Annotated in this window: 20 protein-coding genes and 1 pseudogene; 1 reads left to right on the forward strand and 20 read right to left on the reverse strand. The window is 71.3% G+C overall.

The window, feature by feature from the left end:
- Positions 1–26 precede the first annotated feature (26 nt).
- From pyrH to rpsB, 3 genes are all read right to left on the reverse strand, one after another.
- Positions 27–806 (reverse strand): UMP kinase, encoded by a 780-nt coding sequence (gene pyrH / locus IE257_RS31585; protein ID WP_030016384.1) that lies wholly within the window; start codon positions 804–806, stop codon positions 27–29.
- A gap of 162 nt (positions 807–968) precedes the next feature.
- The gene (gene tsf, locus IE257_RS31590; RefSeq protein WP_189973281.1) at positions 969–1,805 is read right to left on the reverse strand and encodes a translation elongation factor Ts; all 837 of its coding nucleotides are present in this window, start codon (positions 1,803–1,805) and stop codon (positions 969–971) included.
- A 135-nt stretch (positions 1,806–1,940) separates the two neighbouring features.
- Positions 1,941–2,861, reverse strand: a complete 921-nt coding sequence (rpsB, locus tag IE257_RS31595; protein ID WP_189973282.1) for a 30S ribosomal protein S2 — start codon at positions 2,859–2,861, stop codon at positions 1,941–1,943.
- Between the two features lie 250 nt (positions 2,862–3,111).
- On the opposite strand from rpsB, the gene IE257_RS31600 reads away from it, so the two are divergent.
- Positions 3,112–3,594 carry a M23 family metallopeptidase gene (locus IE257_RS31600; RefSeq protein WP_189973283.1) on the forward strand — a complete coding sequence of 161 codons (483 nt, stop codon included), beginning with the start codon at positions 3,112–3,114 and terminating at the stop codon, positions 3,592–3,594.
- Positions 3,595–3,638: 44 nt separating this feature from the next.
- Here the strand turns inward: IE257_RS31600 and IE257_RS31605 are convergent, their stop codons facing one another.
- The 17 genes and pseudogenes from IE257_RS31605 to IE257_RS31685 form a co-directional block, all read right to left on the reverse strand.
- Entirely contained in the window at positions 3,639–4,196 is a 558-nt protein-coding gene (locus tag IE257_RS31605) for a TetR/AcrR family transcriptional regulator (protein WP_189973350.1), read from the reverse strand.
- 52 nt (positions 4,197–4,248) lie between these two features.
- Positions 4,249–5,085, reverse strand: a complete 837-nt coding sequence (gene whiG, locus IE257_RS31610; RefSeq protein WP_030386395.1) for an RNA polymerase sigma factor WhiG — start codon at positions 5,083–5,085, stop codon at positions 4,249–4,251.
- Positions 5,086–5,294: 209 nt separating this feature from the next.
- Positions 5,295–6,470 carry a DNA-processing protein DprA gene (gene dprA / locus IE257_RS31615; RefSeq protein ID WP_189973284.1) on the reverse strand — a complete coding sequence of 392 codons (1,176 nt, stop codon included), beginning with the start codon at positions 6,468–6,470 and terminating at the stop codon, positions 5,295–5,297.
- Positions 6,467–8,098: a YifB family Mg chelatase-like AAA ATPase gene (locus tag IE257_RS31620; protein WP_189973285.1), complete on the reverse strand. Its 1,632-nt coding sequence runs from the start codon at positions 8,096–8,098 to the stop codon at positions 6,467–6,469. The genes dprA and IE257_RS31620 overlap by 4 nt, the downstream gene beginning before the upstream one ends.
- The gene (locus IE257_RS31625; protein WP_189973286.1) at positions 8,098–8,469 is read right to left on the reverse strand and encodes a YraN family protein; all 372 of its coding nucleotides are present in this window, start codon (positions 8,467–8,469) and stop codon (positions 8,098–8,100) included. Before IE257_RS31625 ends, IE257_RS31620 begins: the two co-directional genes overlap by 1 nt.
- Before the next feature lie 109 nt (positions 8,470–8,578).
- Positions 8,579–8,887, reverse strand: coding sequence for a DUF2469 domain-containing protein (locus tag IE257_RS31630; protein WP_005311352.1), 309 nt, complete (start codon positions 8,885–8,887; stop codon positions 8,579–8,581).
- A gap of 55 nt (positions 8,888–8,942) precedes the next feature.
- Positions 8,943–9,449 (reverse strand): NUDIX hydrolase, encoded by a 507-nt coding sequence (locus IE257_RS31635; protein WP_189973287.1) that lies wholly within the window; start codon positions 9,447–9,449, stop codon positions 8,943–8,945.
- Positions 9,439–10,221, reverse strand: a complete 783-nt coding sequence (gene lepB, locus IE257_RS31640; protein ID WP_189973288.1) for a signal peptidase I — start codon at positions 10,219–10,221, stop codon at positions 9,439–9,441. Before lepB (IE257_RS31640) ends, IE257_RS31635 begins: the two co-directional genes overlap by 11 nt.
- Before the next feature lie 45 nt (positions 10,222–10,266).
- The gene (gene lepB, locus IE257_RS31645; protein WP_189973289.1) at positions 10,267–11,172 is read right to left on the reverse strand and encodes a signal peptidase I; all 906 of its coding nucleotides are present in this window, start codon (positions 11,170–11,172) and stop codon (positions 10,267–10,269) included.
- A pseudogene (gene lepB, locus IE257_RS31650) lies at positions 11,123–12,169 on the reverse strand (signal peptidase I). The gene lepB (IE257_RS31645) and the pseudogene lepB (IE257_RS31650) overlap by 50 nt, the downstream one beginning before the upstream one ends.
- On the reverse strand, positions 12,162–12,899 hold the full coding sequence (gene lepB, locus IE257_RS31655) for a signal peptidase I (protein ID WP_189973291.1): 738 nt from the start codon (positions 12,897–12,899) through the stop codon (positions 12,162–12,164). Before lepB (IE257_RS31655) ends, lepB (IE257_RS31650) begins: the two are co-directional and overlap by 8 nt.
- A 44-nt stretch (positions 12,900–12,943) precedes the next feature.
- Positions 12,944–13,294, reverse strand: a complete 351-nt coding sequence (gene rplS, locus IE257_RS31660) for a 50S ribosomal protein L19 (protein WP_030386403.1) — start codon at positions 13,292–13,294, stop codon at positions 12,944–12,946.
- A 133-nt stretch (positions 13,295–13,427) separates the two neighbouring features.
- Positions 13,428–14,249 carry a tRNA (guanosine(37)-N1)-methyltransferase TrmD gene (gene trmD / locus IE257_RS31665; protein ID WP_189973292.1) on the reverse strand — a complete coding sequence of 274 codons (822 nt, stop codon included), beginning with the start codon at positions 14,247–14,249 and terminating at the stop codon, positions 13,428–13,430.
- Positions 14,249–14,872, reverse strand: a complete 624-nt coding sequence (gene rimM, locus IE257_RS31670; RefSeq protein WP_189973293.1) for a ribosome maturation factor RimM — start codon at positions 14,870–14,872, stop codon at positions 14,249–14,251. Before rimM ends, trmD begins: the two co-directional genes overlap by 1 nt.
- A gap of 125 nt (positions 14,873–14,997) precedes the next feature.
- On the reverse strand, positions 14,998–15,237 hold the full coding sequence (locus tag IE257_RS31675) for an RNA-binding protein (protein WP_030011889.1): 240 nt from the start codon (positions 15,235–15,237) through the stop codon (positions 14,998–15,000).
- Positions 15,238–15,239: 2 nt separating this feature from the next.
- The gene (gene rpsP, locus IE257_RS31680; protein ID WP_030386406.1) at positions 15,240–15,680 is read right to left on the reverse strand and encodes a 30S ribosomal protein S16; all 441 of its coding nucleotides are present in this window, start codon (positions 15,678–15,680) and stop codon (positions 15,240–15,242) included.
- A 332-nt stretch (positions 15,681–16,012) separates the two neighbouring features.
- Positions 16,013–16,609: a hypothetical protein gene (locus tag IE257_RS31685; RefSeq protein ID WP_189973294.1), complete on the reverse strand. Its 597-nt coding sequence runs from the start codon at positions 16,607–16,609 to the stop codon at positions 16,013–16,015.
- Positions 16,610–16,798: the final 189 nt, after the last annotated feature.

Here is a 16,798-nt window from a genome sequence, read left to right on the forward strand (position 1 = left end):
GCCCGCTCGGTCCGGAAGCGGACTGCTCAGGCCCGGGTTTCCTGGTCGCTCACGAGCGTCCCGATCTTCTCACCCTTGACGGCGCGGGCGATATTGCCCTCGGCAAGCAGCTCGAACACGAGGATCGGCAGCTTGTTGTCACGGCAGAGCGTGATGGCGGTGGCGTCGGCGACCTTGAGGTCGCGGGAGAGGACCTCGCTGTATTCCAGCGCGTCGAACTTCACCGCGTCCGGGTTCTTCTTGGGGTCGGAGTCGTAGACCCCGTCGACACCGTTCTTGCCCATGAGCAGGGCCTCGGCGTCGATCTCCAGGGCGCGCTGGGCGGCCGTGGTGTCGGTGGAGAAGTAGGGCATGCCCATGCCGGCGCCGAAGATGACGACCCGGCCCTTCTCCAGGTGCCGCACGGCGCGCAGTGGGATGTACGGCTCCGCGACCTGGCCCATGGTGATGGCGGTCTGCACGCGGGAGTCGATGCCCTCCTTCTCCAGGAAGTCCTGGAGTGCGAGGCAGTTCATGACGGTTCCGAGCATGCCCATGTAGTCGGACCGGGCCCGGTCCATGCCGCGCTGCTGGAGTTCGGCGCCGCGGAAGAAGTTGCCGCCGCCGATCACGACGGCGATCTCCGCGCCGTCGCGGACCACCGCGGCGATCTCACGCGCGATGGCGTGGACGACGTCGGGGTCGACGCCCAGTCCTCCGCCACCGGAGAAGGCCTCGCCCGACAGCTTCAGCATGAAGCGGCGGCCCTTCTTGTCCTGGTCGCTCTTGTCGTCGGATGCGGTGTGGGGGTCCACGCCCTGATTCATGGAGATCTCCTCGTGCACATACGAAGAAGGCCATTGCCGGTGGGTCCTTGCGGTTCCCTCTACGGCAATGGCCTCCTCGTCAGATCTGCGGTCGCCTCGCGCGAGCGCGGACGACTGCCTCAGACCCTACCGGGGTCCGGTGTCCGTCGCGTACGGACGGACTCAGATGCCGACCTTGATGCGCGAGAAGCGCACCAGGGTGACACCGGCCTCGTCCAGGACCTTCTGGACCGACTTCTTGTTGTCCAGGGCGTACGCCTGGCCAAGGAGGGTGTTCTCCTTGAAGAAGCCGTTGACGCGGCCTTCGACGATCTTCGCGATGGCAGCCTCGGGCTTGCCCTCGGCGCGGGTGACCTCTTCGGCCACGCGACGCTCGGACTCGACCTTCTCGGCCGGAACGTCCTCGGCGGACAGCCACTGCGGGGAGAACGCGGCGATGTGCTGCGCGATGCCGCGGGCGACCTCGGCGTTCTCCTTGTCCAGCTCGACCAGGACGCCGATCTGGAACGGCAGGTCGGGCATGGTGCGGTGCATGTACGCCGAGACGTAGCCGCCGGTGAACTGCGCGAAGCGGTCCAGGACGATCTTCTCGCCGAGGTTGGCGTTGGCCTCGTCCACGAACGCCTGGACGGTCTTGCCGGGCTCGATCTCGGACGCGAGCAGCGCCTCGATGTCGGCCGGGGAGGTCGCGGCGATGTGCGCGGCGATCTCGTTGGTGACCGCCTGGAACTTGTCGCCCTTGGCGACGAAGTCCGTCTCGCACTTCAGCTCGACGAGGACACCGGAGGTGTTGTCGTCGGCGATCAGGGAGGCAACGGCACCGTTCTCGGCAGAACGGCCCTCGCGCTTGGCGACGCCCTTCTGACCCTTGATGCGGAGGGCCTCGATGGCCTTGTCGACGTCGCCGTCGGACTCGACCAGCGCGTTCTTGCAGTCCATCATGCCGACGCCGGTGAGCTCGCGGAGCTTCTTGACGTCAGCGGCGGTGTAGTTCGCCATGAGTCTGGGATTCTCTCTCGAAGTCGTAGATCTACGGGTGAACGGCGGAGGCGCCGCGCTTTTGGCGCGGCTCCCCCGCCGTCATCGTCCGTGCTGCGAGTGCCCGGCGGATGAACGCCGGGCGCTCTCAGTGGGTCAGGCCTGCTCGGCGTCGGCGGCCGGAGCCTCGACAGCCTCAGCGGCCGGAGCCTCGGCGGCCGGAGCCTCGACAGCCTCGGCGGCCGGGGCCTCGGCGACAGCCTCGGCAGCCGGGGCGGCCTCGGTCTCGTCGGCCTTCTTGTCACCCTCGAGCAGGTCGCGCTCCCACTCGGCGAGCGGCTCGGCGGCGGCCTTCTCGCCCGGCTTCGAGTCGCCGGTCGCAGCGCCGGAGCGGGCGATGAGGCCCTCGGCGACGGCGTCGGCGATCACGCGGGTGAGCAGGGTGACGGAACGGATCGCGTCGTCGTTGCCCGGGATCTTGTAGTCGACCTCGTCGGGGTCGCAGTTGGTGTCGAGGATCGCGACGACCGGGATGTGGAGCTTGCGCGCCTCACCGACGGCGATGTGCTCCTTCTTGGTGTCGACGATCCAGACGGCGCTGGGAACCTTCGACATCTCGCGGATACCACCGAGGGTCTTCTCCAGCTTGGTCTTCTCGCGGGAGAGGACCAGGAGCTCCTTCTTGGTGAGACCCGAGGCGGCGACGTCCTCGAAGTCGATCGCCTCAAGCTCCTTCAGACGCTGAAGGCGCTTGTAGACGGTGGAGAAGTTGGTGAGCATGCCACCCAGCCACCGCTGGTTGACGTACGGCATACCAACGCGCGTCGCCTGCTCGGCGATGGCCTCCTGGGCCTGCTTCTTGGTACCGACGAACATGATGGAGCCACCGTGCGCGACGGTCTCCTTCACGAACTCGTAGGCGCGGTCGATGTACGACAGCGACTGCAGCAGGTCGATGATGTAGATGCCGTTGCGCTCCGTGAAGATGAAGCGCTTCATCTTCGGGTTCCAACGACGGGTCTGGTGACCGAAGTGGACGCCGCTTTCCAGCAGCTCCCGCATCGTGACGACGGCCATGGCCATCTCCTTGGTTTCTCGGTTTGGTTCCTGACGCCCCACCGCGCCCTGCCCCCATGAGGGGACCGAGAGACGCTGCCACCTGGCCGTTTCGGGCTGGTGTTGGGGCGTGCGAAGTCGACCCGGTGACCCGGATCGCCACAAGAAGTGTACGGGACCCGGCGGTATGCCGGGTGACGCCGTTGTCCACAGCGGCCCGGTCGTCCACAGGCCCGGGCACGGCCGGGTCGGGCGCGGGACGCTGTGGCCCATGACGACCTTGCTGCTCAGCCTGCTCCTGGCCCTGGCCCAGTCGGCCGTTCCGGGAGTCCGCCCACTGCCCGCGCCGCTGTCGGTGGCCCGCTGGTGGGACCCGCCGCCGACCCCGTACGCGGCCGGCCACCGCGGCGTGGACCTGTCGGCCCCGGTGGGCGCGGAGATCCGGGCGGTCGCGGCCGGCCGGGTCCACCACGCGGGCCCCGTAGCCGGCCGCGGGGTCCTCTCGCTGGCCCTGCCGAACGGCCTGCGCACGACGTACGAGCCGGTCCGGCCCCTGGTCACGGAGGGCGAGCAGGTCAGGGCGGGCCAGGTGGTGGCGGTCCTGACAGAGGGCTCGCACTGCCCGGCGCCGTGTCTGCACTGGGGCCTGCTGGCGGGCGAGACCTACCTCAACCCCCTGCCCCTCCTCCCCCGCCCGACACCCCGCCTCCTACCGGCGGAGCACCCGGCCGAATCCAGCCCCGCCGGCGTGTGAGGCACGGGGTCCGGCGCGGAGCCCCCGGGGACCTCGGCCGGAGCTCAGCCCCGGACGCCCCGCAGGGCCATGGCGACCGCGGCCTCCGTCACGACGGCGGGATCCTCCGCCGCGCCGAGCTCGATCCGCCGCACAGCCGCGTCCACGACCCCCTGCAGCAGCATCGCGGCCAGCCTCGGCTCCGCCTGCCCCAGGCCGCTCAGCGCCTCGACGATCATCGCCACCAGCCCGCCGTGGGCCGCACGGATCTTCTCCCGCGCGCCGGCATCCAGCTCGCTGGCCGAGATGGCCACCACCGCACGGTGGCGCCGGTCCCCCACCAGCCCCAACTGGCTGCGCACGTAGGCCTCGATCTTCTCCTCCGGCGCCTGCGCCTGCTCCATCGCCGCCTCGATCTCGGCGGCCCACACGGGGAAGTCCACGGCGCAGAGCTCTTCGACCACGGCGGCGCGGGAGCGGAAGTACTCGTACACGGAGGACCGGGCCAGCCCGGTCCGCTCCGCGAGGGCGGGGAAGGTCAGCGCCTCCGTCCCGCCTTCGGACAACAGAGAACGCGCAGCGTCCAAGAGGGCGCCGCGCTGCATCGACCGGTGCTCGGCCACGGAGGCCGCTCGAATCCTGGGCACGCATCCACTCTACGGAGGTACCGCAAGCTCACCTCCCCACATCCGCCAACTTCGCGCGCAGTTGCAGCACGGACTTGGTGTGGATCTGGCTGACCCGGCTCTCGGTGACGCCCAGGACATTGCCGATCTCGGCGAGCGTGAGGCCCTCGTAGTAGTAGAGGGTCACCACGGTCTTCTCCCGCTCGGGCAGCGTGTTGATGGCCCGTGCCAGCAGCCGCCGCAGTTCGCGGTCCTCGGCCACCGCGACCGGGTTGTCGGCCGCGGTGTCCTCCAGGGTGTCCATCAGCGAGAGGCGGTCGCCGCCCTCCCCGCCGACGTGCAGCAGTTCCTCCAGGGCGACCACGTTGGCCAGCGACAGCTGGCTGAAGACGGTGTGGAGGTCCTCCACCCCGATCCCCATCTCCCCGGCGACCTCGCTCTCCGTCGGGGTGCGCCGCAGCTGGGCCTCCAGCGTGGCGTAGGCCCGCTCCACGGCGCGCGCCTTCTGCCGGACCGAGCGGGGGATCCAGTCCAGTGCCCGCAGCTCGTCGATCATCGCGCCGCGGATCCGGGTGATCGCGTACGTCTCGAACTTGATCGACCGGTCGATGTCGAACTTCTCGATGGCGTCGATCAGCCCGAAGACCCCGGAGGAGACGAAGTCCGCCTGCTCCACGTTGGGCGGAAGGCCGACGCTGACACGGCCGGCGACGTACTTGACCAGGGGCGAGTAGTGCAGGATCAGCTGCTCCCGCAGCCGCTCGTCACCCGATTCCTTGTACGAGCGCCACAGCACCTCCAGGGACGAGGGCGCGGTGGACCGCACGCCGCCGCGGGCAGCGGGGGGCACCGCAGCGCGGTCGGACCCTGAGGTGTGCTGGGGCATGCTTCGCCTTTGCCGGAGCCGGATTCCTTGGGAGCGTAGCGTGACGAGAGTGTCGCGGTGCGCGAAGAGTACGGGATGGCGCGGGGGCCGAGGGGCGTCCCGACTCGCACGGACGACCCGGGACCGGCGCCTGGCGCTCGGTCCCGGTGACCGCCACCGGAAGGTCCGCGTCACTCATCGCTTTCACTCTTTCACCGGAACACCCCAGGTCAACGACCGCCTCGCCGGGCACCTCCGGTTTGTGTGCCTCCTCCAGCCGTTTGTCTGCTCAACTGCCAGCCGTCGCCCTGCCGTTCGACGAACCCCAGAGAGTGAAGTTCGTACAGTCTGCCGATGACTTCATCGGCGCCGGTGCCGGAGGCAAGTGCCAACTCGTCCACGCACGCCGGGCGGCCGGCCGGCAGCGCTTCCAGCACGCGGGCGGTCTCCCGGTCCAGCAGGTCCCGGGTGAACACCGGGCCGCGCCGCTCGGGAGCCAGCTCGCCCATGGCCCCGACCAGCTCGACCACCTCGGCCGCGTCGGTGACCAGCACGGCCTCGCCCCGCAGCAGCTCGTGCACCCCGGCGGAGAGTCCGCTGGTGGCGGACCCGGGGACGCCCATGGTGAACCGCCCGAGCCGCTGCGCCCGCCGGGCCGTGACCAGGGAACCGCTGCGGTGCGCGGCCTCGACGACGACCGTGCCCCGGGTGAGGGCGGCGATGACCCGGTTGCGCAGGACGAACCGGCTGGGGGTCGGGTGGCTGCCCGGTGGCAACTCCCCCAGGATCAGACCCTGCCCGGCGATCCGGCCGAGCAGCCGGGCGTGTCCGCGCGGGTAGGCGACGTCCACCCCGCAGGCGAGCACCGCCGCGGTCGCGCCGCCCGTGGCGAGGGCGCCGCGGTGGGCGGCTCCGTCGATCCCGAAGGCGGCGCCGGAGACGACGACCCAGCCCCGTTCGGCGAGCCCCGCGGCCAGGGTCTGCGCCATGTGCGCGCCGTACGGGGTGCAGGCCCGGGCCCCGACCACGGAAACCGAACGCAGGGCCCAGGTACGGAGGTTCGGCCGGCCCCGGAGCCACAGTCCGACGGGCCGTTCGTCGCCGAGGTCGTCGAGCTGGGTCGGCCACTCGGCCGATCCCGGGAACACGAACCGGCCCCCCGCCCCGGCGGCCAGCCGGAGGTCCCGCTCGGGGTCGGCCAGCGCCGCCCGTCTGCGGTACCCGGCGAGCCGCTCCGGGCCCACGCCCGACGGTGTGCCCGGCTCCGCCCCGGGGTCGGTGAGCAGCCGTATCAGCCCCACCGCGCCGAACTCCCGAAGCCACCGCCCGCCGTGCGCGTCGCCGGGCTCCAGCACCCGGGTGAGCGCGGCCCGCGCCAGCAGCTCTGCGTCTCCGGTTCCGGTCATGTCCCGGCCCCCGGTAGCGGCATCGCCCCACGGGCGATACCGGTCCGCAGCTCCAGGGCCACGGCCACGTCCAGCGCCTCGGGCCGGTCCCGCCCGCGCAGGTCGGCCACGGTCCAGGCGACCCGCAGCACCCGGTCCAGCCCGCGCGCCGTGAGCAGCCCCCGTTCCAGATCTCGCTCGGCGGGGGCCAGCGCTCCCGGTCCCGCCTGCCACCGCGTGCGCAGTTGCTGCCCGGGCACTTCGGAGTTGAGCCGCCAGGGCGTGTCGGCGAGCCTGGTTGCGGCGCGCTCCCGGGCCTCGCGCACCCGGCCGGCGACCACGGCGGTGGATTCTCCGCGGCCGCCCTGCCCCAGCAGGTCGCCGCGGGTCACGGGCTCGACCTCCACCCTCAGGTCCACCCGGTCGAGCAACGGCCCGGACAAGCGCGCCTGGTAACGCCGGATCACCGAGGGCGGGCACTCGCAGCCGGCTCCGTGCAGGGTGTGCCGCCCGCACGGGCACGGGTTCGCGGCGAGCACCATCAGGAACCTGGCGGGCAGCCTTACCACCCCGGCGGCGCGGGCGATGACCACGTGCCCCGATTCGAGGGGCTGGCGCAGCGCGTCCAGAGCCCGGCTGTGGAACTCGGCGGCCTCGTCGAGGAAGAGCACCCCCCGGTGTGCCAGCGAGACCGCCCCGGGCCTCGGGATTCCGGTGCCGCCTCCCACCAGGGACTGCATGGTCGCCGAATGGTGCGGCGCGCAGTACGGAGGCCTGGCGACCAGTGGTTCGCCGGGCGGCAGGATTCCCGCGACCGAGTGGACGGCCGTGACCTCCACGGAGTCCTGACGGGTGAGCGGCGGCAGCAGCCAGGGCAGCCGCTCGGCCAGCATGGTCTTGCCCGCTCCGGGCGGTCCGCTGAGGAAGAGGTGGTGTCCTCCGGCGGCCGCGACCTCCAGGGCGCGGCGCGCCGTGTGCTGTCCGGCCACGTCGGCGAGGTCGGGGAAGCCGCCGTCCTCCCGCCCGGGACGGGCGCGGGCCAGCCCCGTGCCCAGTCCCGCCCCCGGGACGAGCAGCCCGGCGAGCATCGGGTCGGGCCGGCCCGGCGGGTCGCCGGGCTCCTCCTCGGGGATCTCGCCGCCGGTGAGGACCGCGATCAGTTGGCGCAGGCTGCGTACCCCGAGCACCGAGACGTCCGGGACGAGGGCGGCCTCGGCCGCGCACTGCTGCGGGACCACCACCTGCCGGTAGCCGGCCTCCGCGGCGGCGAGTACGGCGGGCAGGATCCCCCGGACCGGGCGCACCCGGCCGTCCAGCCCCAGCTCCCCGATCAGGACGAGGTCGGCGATCGCGCCCGGGTCCACCACCTCGGCGGCCCCGAGCACGGCCGCCGCGACGGCCAGGTCGAAACCCGCACCGGACTTCGGGACCGAGGCCGGGCTCAGCCCGACCGTGAGCTTCTTCTGCGGCCAGGCAGCACCTGAGTTGACCACCGCTGCCCGGACCCGGTCCCGGCTCTCGACCAGGGTCTTGTCCGGCAGCCCCACCAGGGTGAAGGCGGCCACCCCCGGTTCCAGGTCGGCCTGGACCTCGACCACCACGCCGTCGACGCCGATCAGGGCCACCGAGCAGGCGCGCGCGAAGCCCATCAGGCCACCCCCCTGACGTGTTCCACCAGGGGAGCGCCGCGCCGCGGGAGCAGCACCCCGACGAGGTCGATGCGCACCCCGCCCGGGGGTGGCCCGCCGTGGTCGGCGAGCCAGCGCCCGGCGAGCCCGCGCAGCCGCTCGGCCTTGCCGGGCCGCACGGCGGCCATCGGATGCTCGAACCCACTCGCCCGGCGGGTCTTGACCTCGCACACGACGAGGGCGTCCCCGTCCCGGGCGACGATGTCGATCTCCCCGCCGGGGCACCGCCAGTTGCGCGCGATCACGGTCATCCCGGTTTCGGTCAGCCGTCGCGCCGCGAGGTCCTCGCCGTACCGCCCCAATGCCTGCTGTGCCACGCCCTTCGCGTTCATCCGGCACCACCTCCGGCACCGAATGTCCCGCGCCCCCGCCCACCTTGTGGATCTTGGTGGACAACCCGGCCGTTGTGGAGAACGGCCTCACCCCTGCGGGTGAGGCCGCTCAGCTGCCGGGCAGTTCGAGATCGCTCTTGTTGAGCTCCTCGATGTTCACGTCCTTGAAGGTCAGCACCCGTACCTGCTTCACGAAGCGGGCCGGGCGGTACATGTCCCACACCCACGCGTCGGCCATCGAGACCTCGAAGAACACCTCCCCCTGAACGGAGTGCACCTGCATCTCGTAGTCGTTCGTGAGGTAGAAACGGCGTTCCGTCTCGATCACATACTTGAACAGCCCGACGACGTCGCGGTACTCCCGATAGAGCTTCAGCTCCATCTCGGTCTCGTACTTTTCGAGGTCCTCGGCACTCATGGCATGTTCCCCTTCAGCCGTGCGTCCCCCTATTGTGCGCCAGGCCCATGTGCCCCTAAACGATTTCCGGGGCCAGGACCACCGGCTCACCCGGAGGACCGTCGTCGAGCAGCGTACGGAGCAGCTCGGCGAGTCTGGTCGGGTACACCGTCTCATGTGCTGCGAGAAGTTCCTCGGAGGTCCACCACCGCGCTCCGGTGACGCTGCGCCGCTCCAGCTCGGTGAGGCCGCCCATCTCGGTGGCCGTCTGGGTGGTACGGGCCAGGAAGTACCACTCGTCCTGCTCCCAGCGCCGGCCGTCGAAGGGGAAGGAGCAGTAGCGGTGCCACAGCACCGGGCCCAGCTCCACGTCCGTGATCCCGGTCTCCTCGGCCAGCTCGCGCAGTGCGGCCTGCTCCCGGCTCTCCGTCCCCTCCAGCCCGCCGCCGGGGGTGAACCACCAGTCGTCCGAGGGGTCGGCCGGCTCGAAGCCGTGCAGCAGCAGGATCCGGTCGGCCGGGTCCAGCAGGATGACCCGTGACACCTTGCGGCCGCCGTGCTCCCCGGGCGGGTCAGCGGGCACCGGCGGGCTCCTTCCGCCGCCCGCGCCCCAGGACCCGTGCGACGGGCCCGTACGCGGCTCCCAGCACCACCAGGGCGGCCCCGGCCAGTACCGCCACCACCTGGAGGCGCAGCGGGCCGGGCCGCGAGATCCCGCCGGGCAGGGCCGCGTACGTCGCCGGCCGCTCCACCATCGTCATGGAGGGCCAGGCCAGGGCGTCGACGCGGGCGCTGACCGCGGACCGGGGCACGGTGCCCTGCCCGGCCTCCTGCAGGTGGGCCCGGGAATCCAGGGAGGCGGCCCGCCGGTCGCCCATCAGGAAGAGGTTGCCCTCGGGGACCGTCACCTCGAAGGGGGTCCCGGTGGGCGCCGTCTGTCCGGGCGGCATGGCCAGGCCCGTATCGGGCCGGGTGGTGTCCGCGTACGGCTCGTCCAGCGCCGTGCCGTTGACCGTCAGCCCGCCGCCCGCTCCGCAGCACTTCACGGTGTCGCCGCCGATGCCGACGACCCGCTTGACCATGGGCGAATCGCTCCACAGCGAATCGGTGAAGATGACGACGTCACCGCGGCGCACCTCATCGCCGTCGATGCGCTGCGCCAGCAGCCGGTCCCCGGGCCGCACCGTGGGCATCATCGAGTCGGTGGGCACCGTGTAGGGCCGGTAGACGACCGCCCCCCACACGAAGCCACCGAGGAAGAGCGCAAAGCCGATGGCCACGGCGATGCCCGACAACACGTTGCCGAGACCGCCGCGGCCATCGCTGCCACTGCGTATTGCTTGTGTTCCGCCCATTCCAGCGCCCCCACACACTTCGGGATCGTCGACCTGGGCGGCACCCTACCCGTCGGTACGGCCGCTGGTCAGCTTCCGTCGGCGCCACATGACGAGCGGGACGGCTCCGACGAGCCCCAGCGCGGCCGGGCCGAGCCCGACCGGCGCCAGCCCGGAGGCCCCGAGGCCGAGCGCGGTCGCCGCGGCCTGGTTGCCGATGCCCGGCTGGTCGAAGGTCTCCGGGACGGGCAGGGTGGACCAGCGGGTCAGCGGCCACGCGACCACGACGGCCCGCCCGACGACCTTGTCGACCGGTACGAAGCCCCCGGTGGAGTCCTGCATGTGGTAGCGGGAGTCCTGGGAGTTCTGCCGGTGGTCGCCCATGACCCAGATCTTGCCCTTGGGCACGGTGATCGGGCCGAACGGGGCGTCGTCGCACGGAGTGTTGCCGGGGTAGATGTACGGCTCGTCCAGCTCCTTGCCGTTGACGACGACCGGTCCCCCCTTCTTGCACTCGACCGTGTCCCCGCCGATCGCGATGGTCCGCTTGATCAGGTCCTTCTCGGCGGCGTCCGGCATCAGGCCGATCTTGCTCAGCACCTGCTGGAAGATGTTCGGCTCGGGGGTGGGCTCCCCGGACAGCCAGTTCGCGGGGTCGTGGAAGACGACGACCTCGCCGCGCTCCGGCTCGGAACCGAACCACGGGGTCAGCTTGTCCACCAGCACCCGGTCCCCCCGCTGCAGCGTGTTCTGCATCGAGTCGGACGGGATCGAGAACGCCTGGACCAGGAAGGTCTTGATCAGCAGGGCCAGCAGCAGCGCGATGCCGATGAGGAGCGGAAGCTCCTTCCAGAAGGAACGGTGCGAGTGCTCCTTGGCAGCGCCGTCCTCCTCGGCCCCGGCCTCGCGCGGGGCGGCGTCGTCAGGACGCTCCTCGCCCTCGTCGCGTCCGGATCGTGCGCCTACCGCCACGTCCCCCACATCCACTCCTCACTCGCGATTGCCGCCCGCGCCGAAGCCGGCACGGGCCCTCCCCTCCCTTAACGAGCGGGAGTTCCCTAAGGCGCGGGAGACCGAGGACACACTATGCGAACGGCGTGCCCCGACGGCGCCGCCGACGGCCGCGTCCTTCGCGCCGGGCCTGATCGGGCACCATCCGGAAGGTCGCCGGCTGTTCCAGCTTCGTCCAGTGCCCGAACGGCCAGGCGATCACTACGGCCTCTCCCACGACCCCGCTCTCGGCGATGGTGCCCTGAAACCCCTCGTCGAGGTGGAATCGGGAATCGGCCGAGTTCGCGCGGTGGTCGCCCATCACGAAGAGCCGGCCCTCCGGAACCTGTACCTCGAACGGGATGTCCGAGGGGGTGTTGCCCGGATTCACGTACGGCTCATCGAGCGGCGAGCCGTTGACGGTGACGCGGCCCCTGCTGTCACAGCACTTGACGGTGTCCCCGCCGACGCCGATGACCCGCTTGATCAGGTCCTGCTCGTCGGCCGAGGGGAGCAGGCCGATGAAGGTCAGCGCCTGCTTGACCTGCTTGACCACGACCGGGTCCTTGGCCGGGCGGGCCGCCTCGCCCCGCAGCCAGCCTCCGGGGTCCTTGAACACGACGATGTCCCCGCGCTCGATCGTGGAGCCGAACCACGGGGTCAGCTTGTCCACGAGGACGCGGTCGCCGATCCGGATGGTCTGCTCCATCGAGCCCGACGGGATGAAGAAGGCCTGCACCAGGAAGGTCTTGAGGAGCAGCGCGATGCACAGGGCCACGACCACCAGCAGCGGCAGTTCACCGGCCCGCCGCGTGCGGCGGCGCCGCCGCACCTTGCGGGCCGTCCGGCGCCGTTCGGCCCGGCCGCCCTCCACCCGGCCGCCCGCCACCAGCGGGGCCGGGGCGGGTTCGGGCTCCGGCTCGGGCTCCGGTTCGAAGTCCCAGTCCCGTCCGCCCTTCGGCCGACCGCGGCTACCCATGACCACCGCCTACGGAATCCCAGCGCGAGAACGGCCAGCCGATCCAGTCGGCCCGCCCGATCACCTTCTCCACCGGCACCATCCCCCCGCCCGGCTCCCCCAGGTGGTCCCGCGAGTCGCGGGACTGGGAACGATGATCGCCCATGACCCACAGGGTCCCAAGCGGTACGACGATCCGGAAGGGCACCACCGAGGGGGCGTCACCGGGGTACAGGTACGGCTCGTCCAGCGCCACGCCGTTGACCGCCACCCGACCGCCCGCGTCGCAGCACACCACGTCGTCCCCGCCGACACCCACGACCCGCTTCACGAAGTCGGTGTCGGACGGCTCCGCCAGCCCGAGCGCCGAGGCCGCCCCGTGCAGCAGGGTGCCGACCGGATTGCCCGCGGGGCGTTCCCGTACGAAGGAGCCCGTGCCGTCGAAGACCACCAGGTCCCCGCGACGGGGCTGCTCGCCGAACCGGTACGCCAGCTTGTTGACCAGCACCCGGTCCCCGACCCGGAGCGTCGGCTCCATCGAGCGGCTCGGGATCAGGAAGGGCTGGACGACGAAATTGCTCAGCAGCAGCAGGAACACGGTGCAGACCACACCGAGCAGTCCCGCTCGGCGCCACGTCAGGGTTCGCCCGCCGGCGGTCCGACCGGTCCGGGAGAACGCAAAACGCGGCCGCTCCTCCCCCTCGACGGGGGAAGAGTGGCCGCGCTGCGTGTGAGGTGCTTCGGTGTCCATCGGGGGCGAGCCTATCCGGCCGCCCCCGGACTCCGGAGTCGGCCTCAGCGGTCGCGCTTCTCCTTGATCTTCGCGGCCTTGCCGCGGAGCTCACGGAGGTAGTACAGCTTGGCACGGCGAACGTCACCGCGGGTGACGAGCTCGATCTTCTCGAAGATCGGGGAGTGGACCGGGAAGGTACGCTCCACACCGACGCTGAAGGAGACCTTGCGCACGGTGAAGGTCTCGGAGACACCGGCGCCCTGGCGGCGGATGACTACGCCCTTGAACTGCTGGATACGGGAGCGGTTGCCCTCGATCACGCGGACGTGCACGTTGATCGTGTCACCCGGGCGGAAGGCCGGGACGTCCGAGCGGAGCGCGGCGGCGTTGACGCCATCGAGCAGGTGAGACATGTTCTTCGTCTGCTTTCTTCGCATGACGCCACAGGTCGCCAGTGCGGGTTTCCGTAGAGAATTCGGGAGCTGTGGGACTCGGCGGACGACGGTCCCCCTGTGGCAGGGGCGGCCGCGAGCACACAACAGCCGCCTATTCTTCCACGGCCTGCGCCCTGCGCCAAAATCGGCCGTCGGCGGACGGCTGCCAGCCCAGGACGGAGAGGATCTCCCGGTCCTTCTTGTCGAAGCCGGCCGCCTCGCAGCGCTCGATCAGGTCCGGGCGGTTCTGCGCGGTCCGGCGGAAGGCCTCGTCCCGGCGCCACCGGGCGATCTTCCCGTGGTGGCCGCTGAGCAGCACCTCGGGGATGTCCCGGCCGCGCCACACGGGGGGCTTGGTGTAGACGGGCCCCTCCAGCAGGTTCGCCATCTCGCCCGGCGCGAAGGAGTCGTCCCGGTGCGATTCGGCGTTGCCGAGCACCCCGGGCAGCAGCCGCGCCACGGCCTCGGTGACCACCAGTACGGCGGCCTCGCCGCCCGCCAGCACGTAGTCGCCGATGGAGACCTCGTACACCGGCATGCGCGTGGCGTACTCGTCCATGACCCGGCGGTCGATGCCCTCGTACCGGGCCGGCGTGAAGATCAGCCAGGGCCGCTCGGACAGCTCGACGGCCAGCTCCTGGGTGAAGGGCCGGCCGCTGGGGGTGGGTACGACGACGACCGGTCCGTGCGCGCCGGCCTCGTAGCCGTCGGCCAGCGCGGAGTCCAGGGCCTCGCCCCACGGCTCGGTCTTCATCACCATGCCGGGACCGCCGCCGTACGGGGTGTCGTCCACCGTGTTGTGCCGGTCGTACGTCCAGTCCCGCAGGTCGTGGACGTGCACGTCGAGCTGCCCGCGGGCCCGGGCCTTGCCGACGAGGGAGACGTTCAGCGGCTCCAGGTACTCGGGGAAGATCGTGACGACGTCGAGTCGCATCAGGCCCTGTCCCCGGAGTCCGCGGCGTCGGTGGACTCGGTGGAGTCGGCCGCGTCCACGGCCTCCCCGGCGTCCGCCGCTTCCTCGTCACGGGTCGAGACGACGATCGCCTCGCGCTCGTCGATCAGCCCGGGCGGCGGGGTGATGACACAGCGCTGCTCCTCCAGGTCGATCTCGGCGACGATCTCCTCCACGAAGGGGATCATCACTTCGGAGCCGTCGGGCCGCTCGACGATGAAGAGGTCCTGCGAGGGCAGGTGGGAGATCTCGGTGATCCGGCCGATCTCGGTGCCGTCCGCCAGCACCACGTCCAGGTCCATCAGCTGGTGGTCGTAGTACTCGTCGTCCTCCTCCGGCAGCTCGGAGGGGTCCACCTCGGCGATCAGGAGGGTGTTGCGCAGCGACTCGGCGCCGGTGCGGTCCTTGACGCCCGCGAAGCGGAGCAGGAGCCGCCCGCTGTGCACGCGTCCGGTCTCGATCGTCAGCGGTCCCACGGTCGCGGGCTCCGTCTTGAGCACGGCGCCGGGGCTGAGCCGCAGCTCCGGCTCGTCCGTGCGCACCTCGACGGTGACCTCACCCTTGATGCCGTGGGCGCGGCCGATCCGCGCGACTACCAACTCCACTGTGCTCTTCCCTTACTGCGGCGTGGTTGCTCAGATCAATGGTCGCTCCTGCCCGGGGGCAGAAACGACTCGGGCCGGGGCGGGCGACCTACGCCCTCCCCGGCCCGTGCCGGTGATTCAACTGCTCAGCGAACCTGGTCCACGTCGACGAGGTCGACGCGGATCCCCCGGCCGCCGATGGCGCCCACGACGGTACGCAGAGCACGTGCGGTGCGGCCGTTGCGACCGATCACCTTGCCGAGGTCATCGGGGTGAACCCGGACCTCGAGCACCTGCCCGCGGCGCAGGTTGCGCGAGGCGACCTGCACTTCGTCGGGGTTGTCCACGATGCCCTTTACGAGGTGCTCAAGAGCCTCCTCGAGCATGCTCAGGCCTCGGTCGACTCGGCGGCGGCCTCAGCCTCGTCCGCCTTCTTGTCGGCCTTCTTCGCCTTCTGCGTGATGGCCTCGCCCTTGCCCTCGCCGATGCCCTCGAGGGCCTTGGCGAACTCGTCGAAGGAGCGACGCTTGCTCTCCTTCGTCTCCGGCTGCAGGAGCGGCGCCGGGGCGGGGAGACCCTTGTGGGCCTGCCAGTCACCGGTCAGCTTCAGGATGGCGAGCACAGCCTCGGTGGGCTGGGCGCCGACGGACAGCCAGTACTGCGCACGCTCGGCGTTGACCTCGATGCGCGACGGGTTGTAGGTCGGGTGGTAGATACCGATCTCTTCGATCGCGCGACCGTCCCGGCGGGTGCGGGCGTCGGCGACGACGATGCGGTAGTGCGGCTGGCGAATCTTGCCGAGGCGCTTGAGCTTGATCTTGACTGCCACTGGAGTGGTGTCTCCTGAACTTGACGTGGTTGGGCACATGAGATGCCACGTGGGGTTGCGGTACTCGGGTGCCCGATGGACGCGTCAGCCGGAGGAGAGAGGGGTCCTATGCGACTGTCGAGTACAGCTAGCCATTGTGCCATACGCCCGCGGCGGGATCGGCCGGGCGGGCAGGACCGGGCGCACGGCGCACCCCACCGGTGTGCGCCGGTGCGGGCCACCCGCGTGCGGGCCACCCGCGCCCGCGCCGTCGGCTGCCGCCCCGGTGGGAGCGGTGGCCCGGCGGCCGGTTCGCCGTGGGACGGTGGCCCCTGCGGCGACGGTGCATGCGGTCAGGAGGCCACCGCGATGGCCACGTCGGGGATGCGGAAGGGCTTCATGCAGCCACCGCACACGATCGGCGCCTGGGCCAGCACGGACGGGACCACCCGTACGTTGCGCCCACAGTCGCAGACCGCCTTGACGCGCACGCCGCCGCCGGACGAGCCGTGCCGGGCCGCCGGCCCGCGGAAGCTGCGCTTGGTGTCGGCCGCGGTGGCGGCCGTGTGCGCCTTCAGTGCGCGCTGAAGGCGCTCGATGGTGGCCCGGTAGCGACGCTTCGCCTCCGGATTGAGCGTGACCAGGGAGAAGCCGCTGCTCGCGTGCGGCTCTTCGGAGTGGTCCAGCCCCATCTCCTCGGCGATCGCAAGGAATCTGCGGTTGTGGTAACGGCCGGCGCGCGAGGTGTCACGGACACCGCGGGCGGCGGCGATGCCGTGGACTGCCTCGTGCAGCAGTCGCTCGAAGGAGAGTTCGGCGCCGCAGGCGGACGAGGACTCTCCGATCAGGGACTCGGGCGCGGCAAGGTCAGGCAGCTCGGGGTGGTACCGCTGAATATCGGCCCACGCCTGCGCCAGCTCTGCGGCGAGAACAGGTGGTGTCGTGCTCACGTCGTGACAACGAGCCGAGGTGCCCGGGTGTTCCGATTCCGGGCCATTCCAAATTTTTTGCACGTACCAGTCAGTTCACACTCATGCGTCCTGACGAGGACGGGTGCGCCGATCCCAGGAGGAGTCGGTACTTAACGTCGACCAAAGTGAACCGGCCCCGGCGTGCGGCACGTGCCGCACGCCGGGGCC

The organism is Streptomyces avidinii (genome assembly GCF_014650695.1).
Classification (GTDB): Bacteria; Actinomycetota; Actinomycetes; order Streptomycetales; family Streptomycetaceae; genus Streptomyces; species Streptomyces avidinii.

Coding starts and splice junctions, on each gene's coding strand:
- pyrH (WP_030016384.1), bottom strand. CDS start 806: ATGAATCAGGGCGTGGACCCCCACACCGCATCCGACGACAAGAGCGAC.
- tsf (WP_189973281.1), bottom strand. CDS start 1,805: ATGGCGAACTACACCGCCGCTGACGTCAAGAAGCTCCGCGAGCTCACC.
- rpsB (WP_189973282.1), bottom strand. CDS start 2,861: ATGGCCGTCGTCACGATGCGGGAGCTGCTGGAAAGCGGCGTCCACTTC.
- IE257_RS31600 (WP_189973283.1), top strand. CDS start 3,112: ATGACGACCTTGCTGCTCAGCCTGCTCCTGGCCCTGGCCCAGTCGGCC.
- whiG (WP_030386395.1), bottom strand. CDS start 5,085: ATGCCCCAGCACACCTCAGGGTCCGACCGCGCTGCGGTGCCCCCCGCT.
- dprA (WP_189973284.1), bottom strand. CDS start 6,470: ATGACCGGAACCGGAGACGCAGAGCTGCTGGCGCGGGCCGCGCTCACC.
- IE257_RS31620 (WP_189973285.1), bottom strand. CDS start 8,098: ATGGGCTTCGCGCGCGCCTGCTCGGTGGCCCTGATCGGCGTCGACGGC.
- IE257_RS31625 (WP_189973286.1), bottom strand. CDS start 8,469: ATGAACGCGAAGGGCGTGGCACAGCAGGCATTGGGGCGGTACGGCGAG.
- IE257_RS31630 (WP_005311352.1), bottom strand. CDS start 8,887: ATGAGTGCCGAGGACCTCGAAAAGTACGAGACCGAGATGGAGCTGAAG.
- lepB (WP_189973288.1), bottom strand. CDS start 10,221: ATGGGCGGAACACAAGCAATACGCAGTGGCAGCGATGGCCGCGGCGGT.
- lepB (WP_189973291.1), bottom strand. CDS start 12,899: ATGGACACCGAAGCACCTCACACGCAGCGCGGCCACTCTTCCCCCGTC.
- rplS (WP_030386403.1), bottom strand. CDS start 13,294: ATGTCTCACCTGCTCGATGGCGTCAACGCCGCCGCGCTCCGCTCGGAC.
- trmD (WP_189973292.1), bottom strand. CDS start 14,249: ATGCGACTCGACGTCGTCACGATCTTCCCCGAGTACCTGGAGCCGCTG.
- IE257_RS31675 (WP_030011889.1), bottom strand. CDS start 15,237: ATGCTCGAGGAGGCTCTTGAGCACCTCGTAAAGGGCATCGTGGACAAC.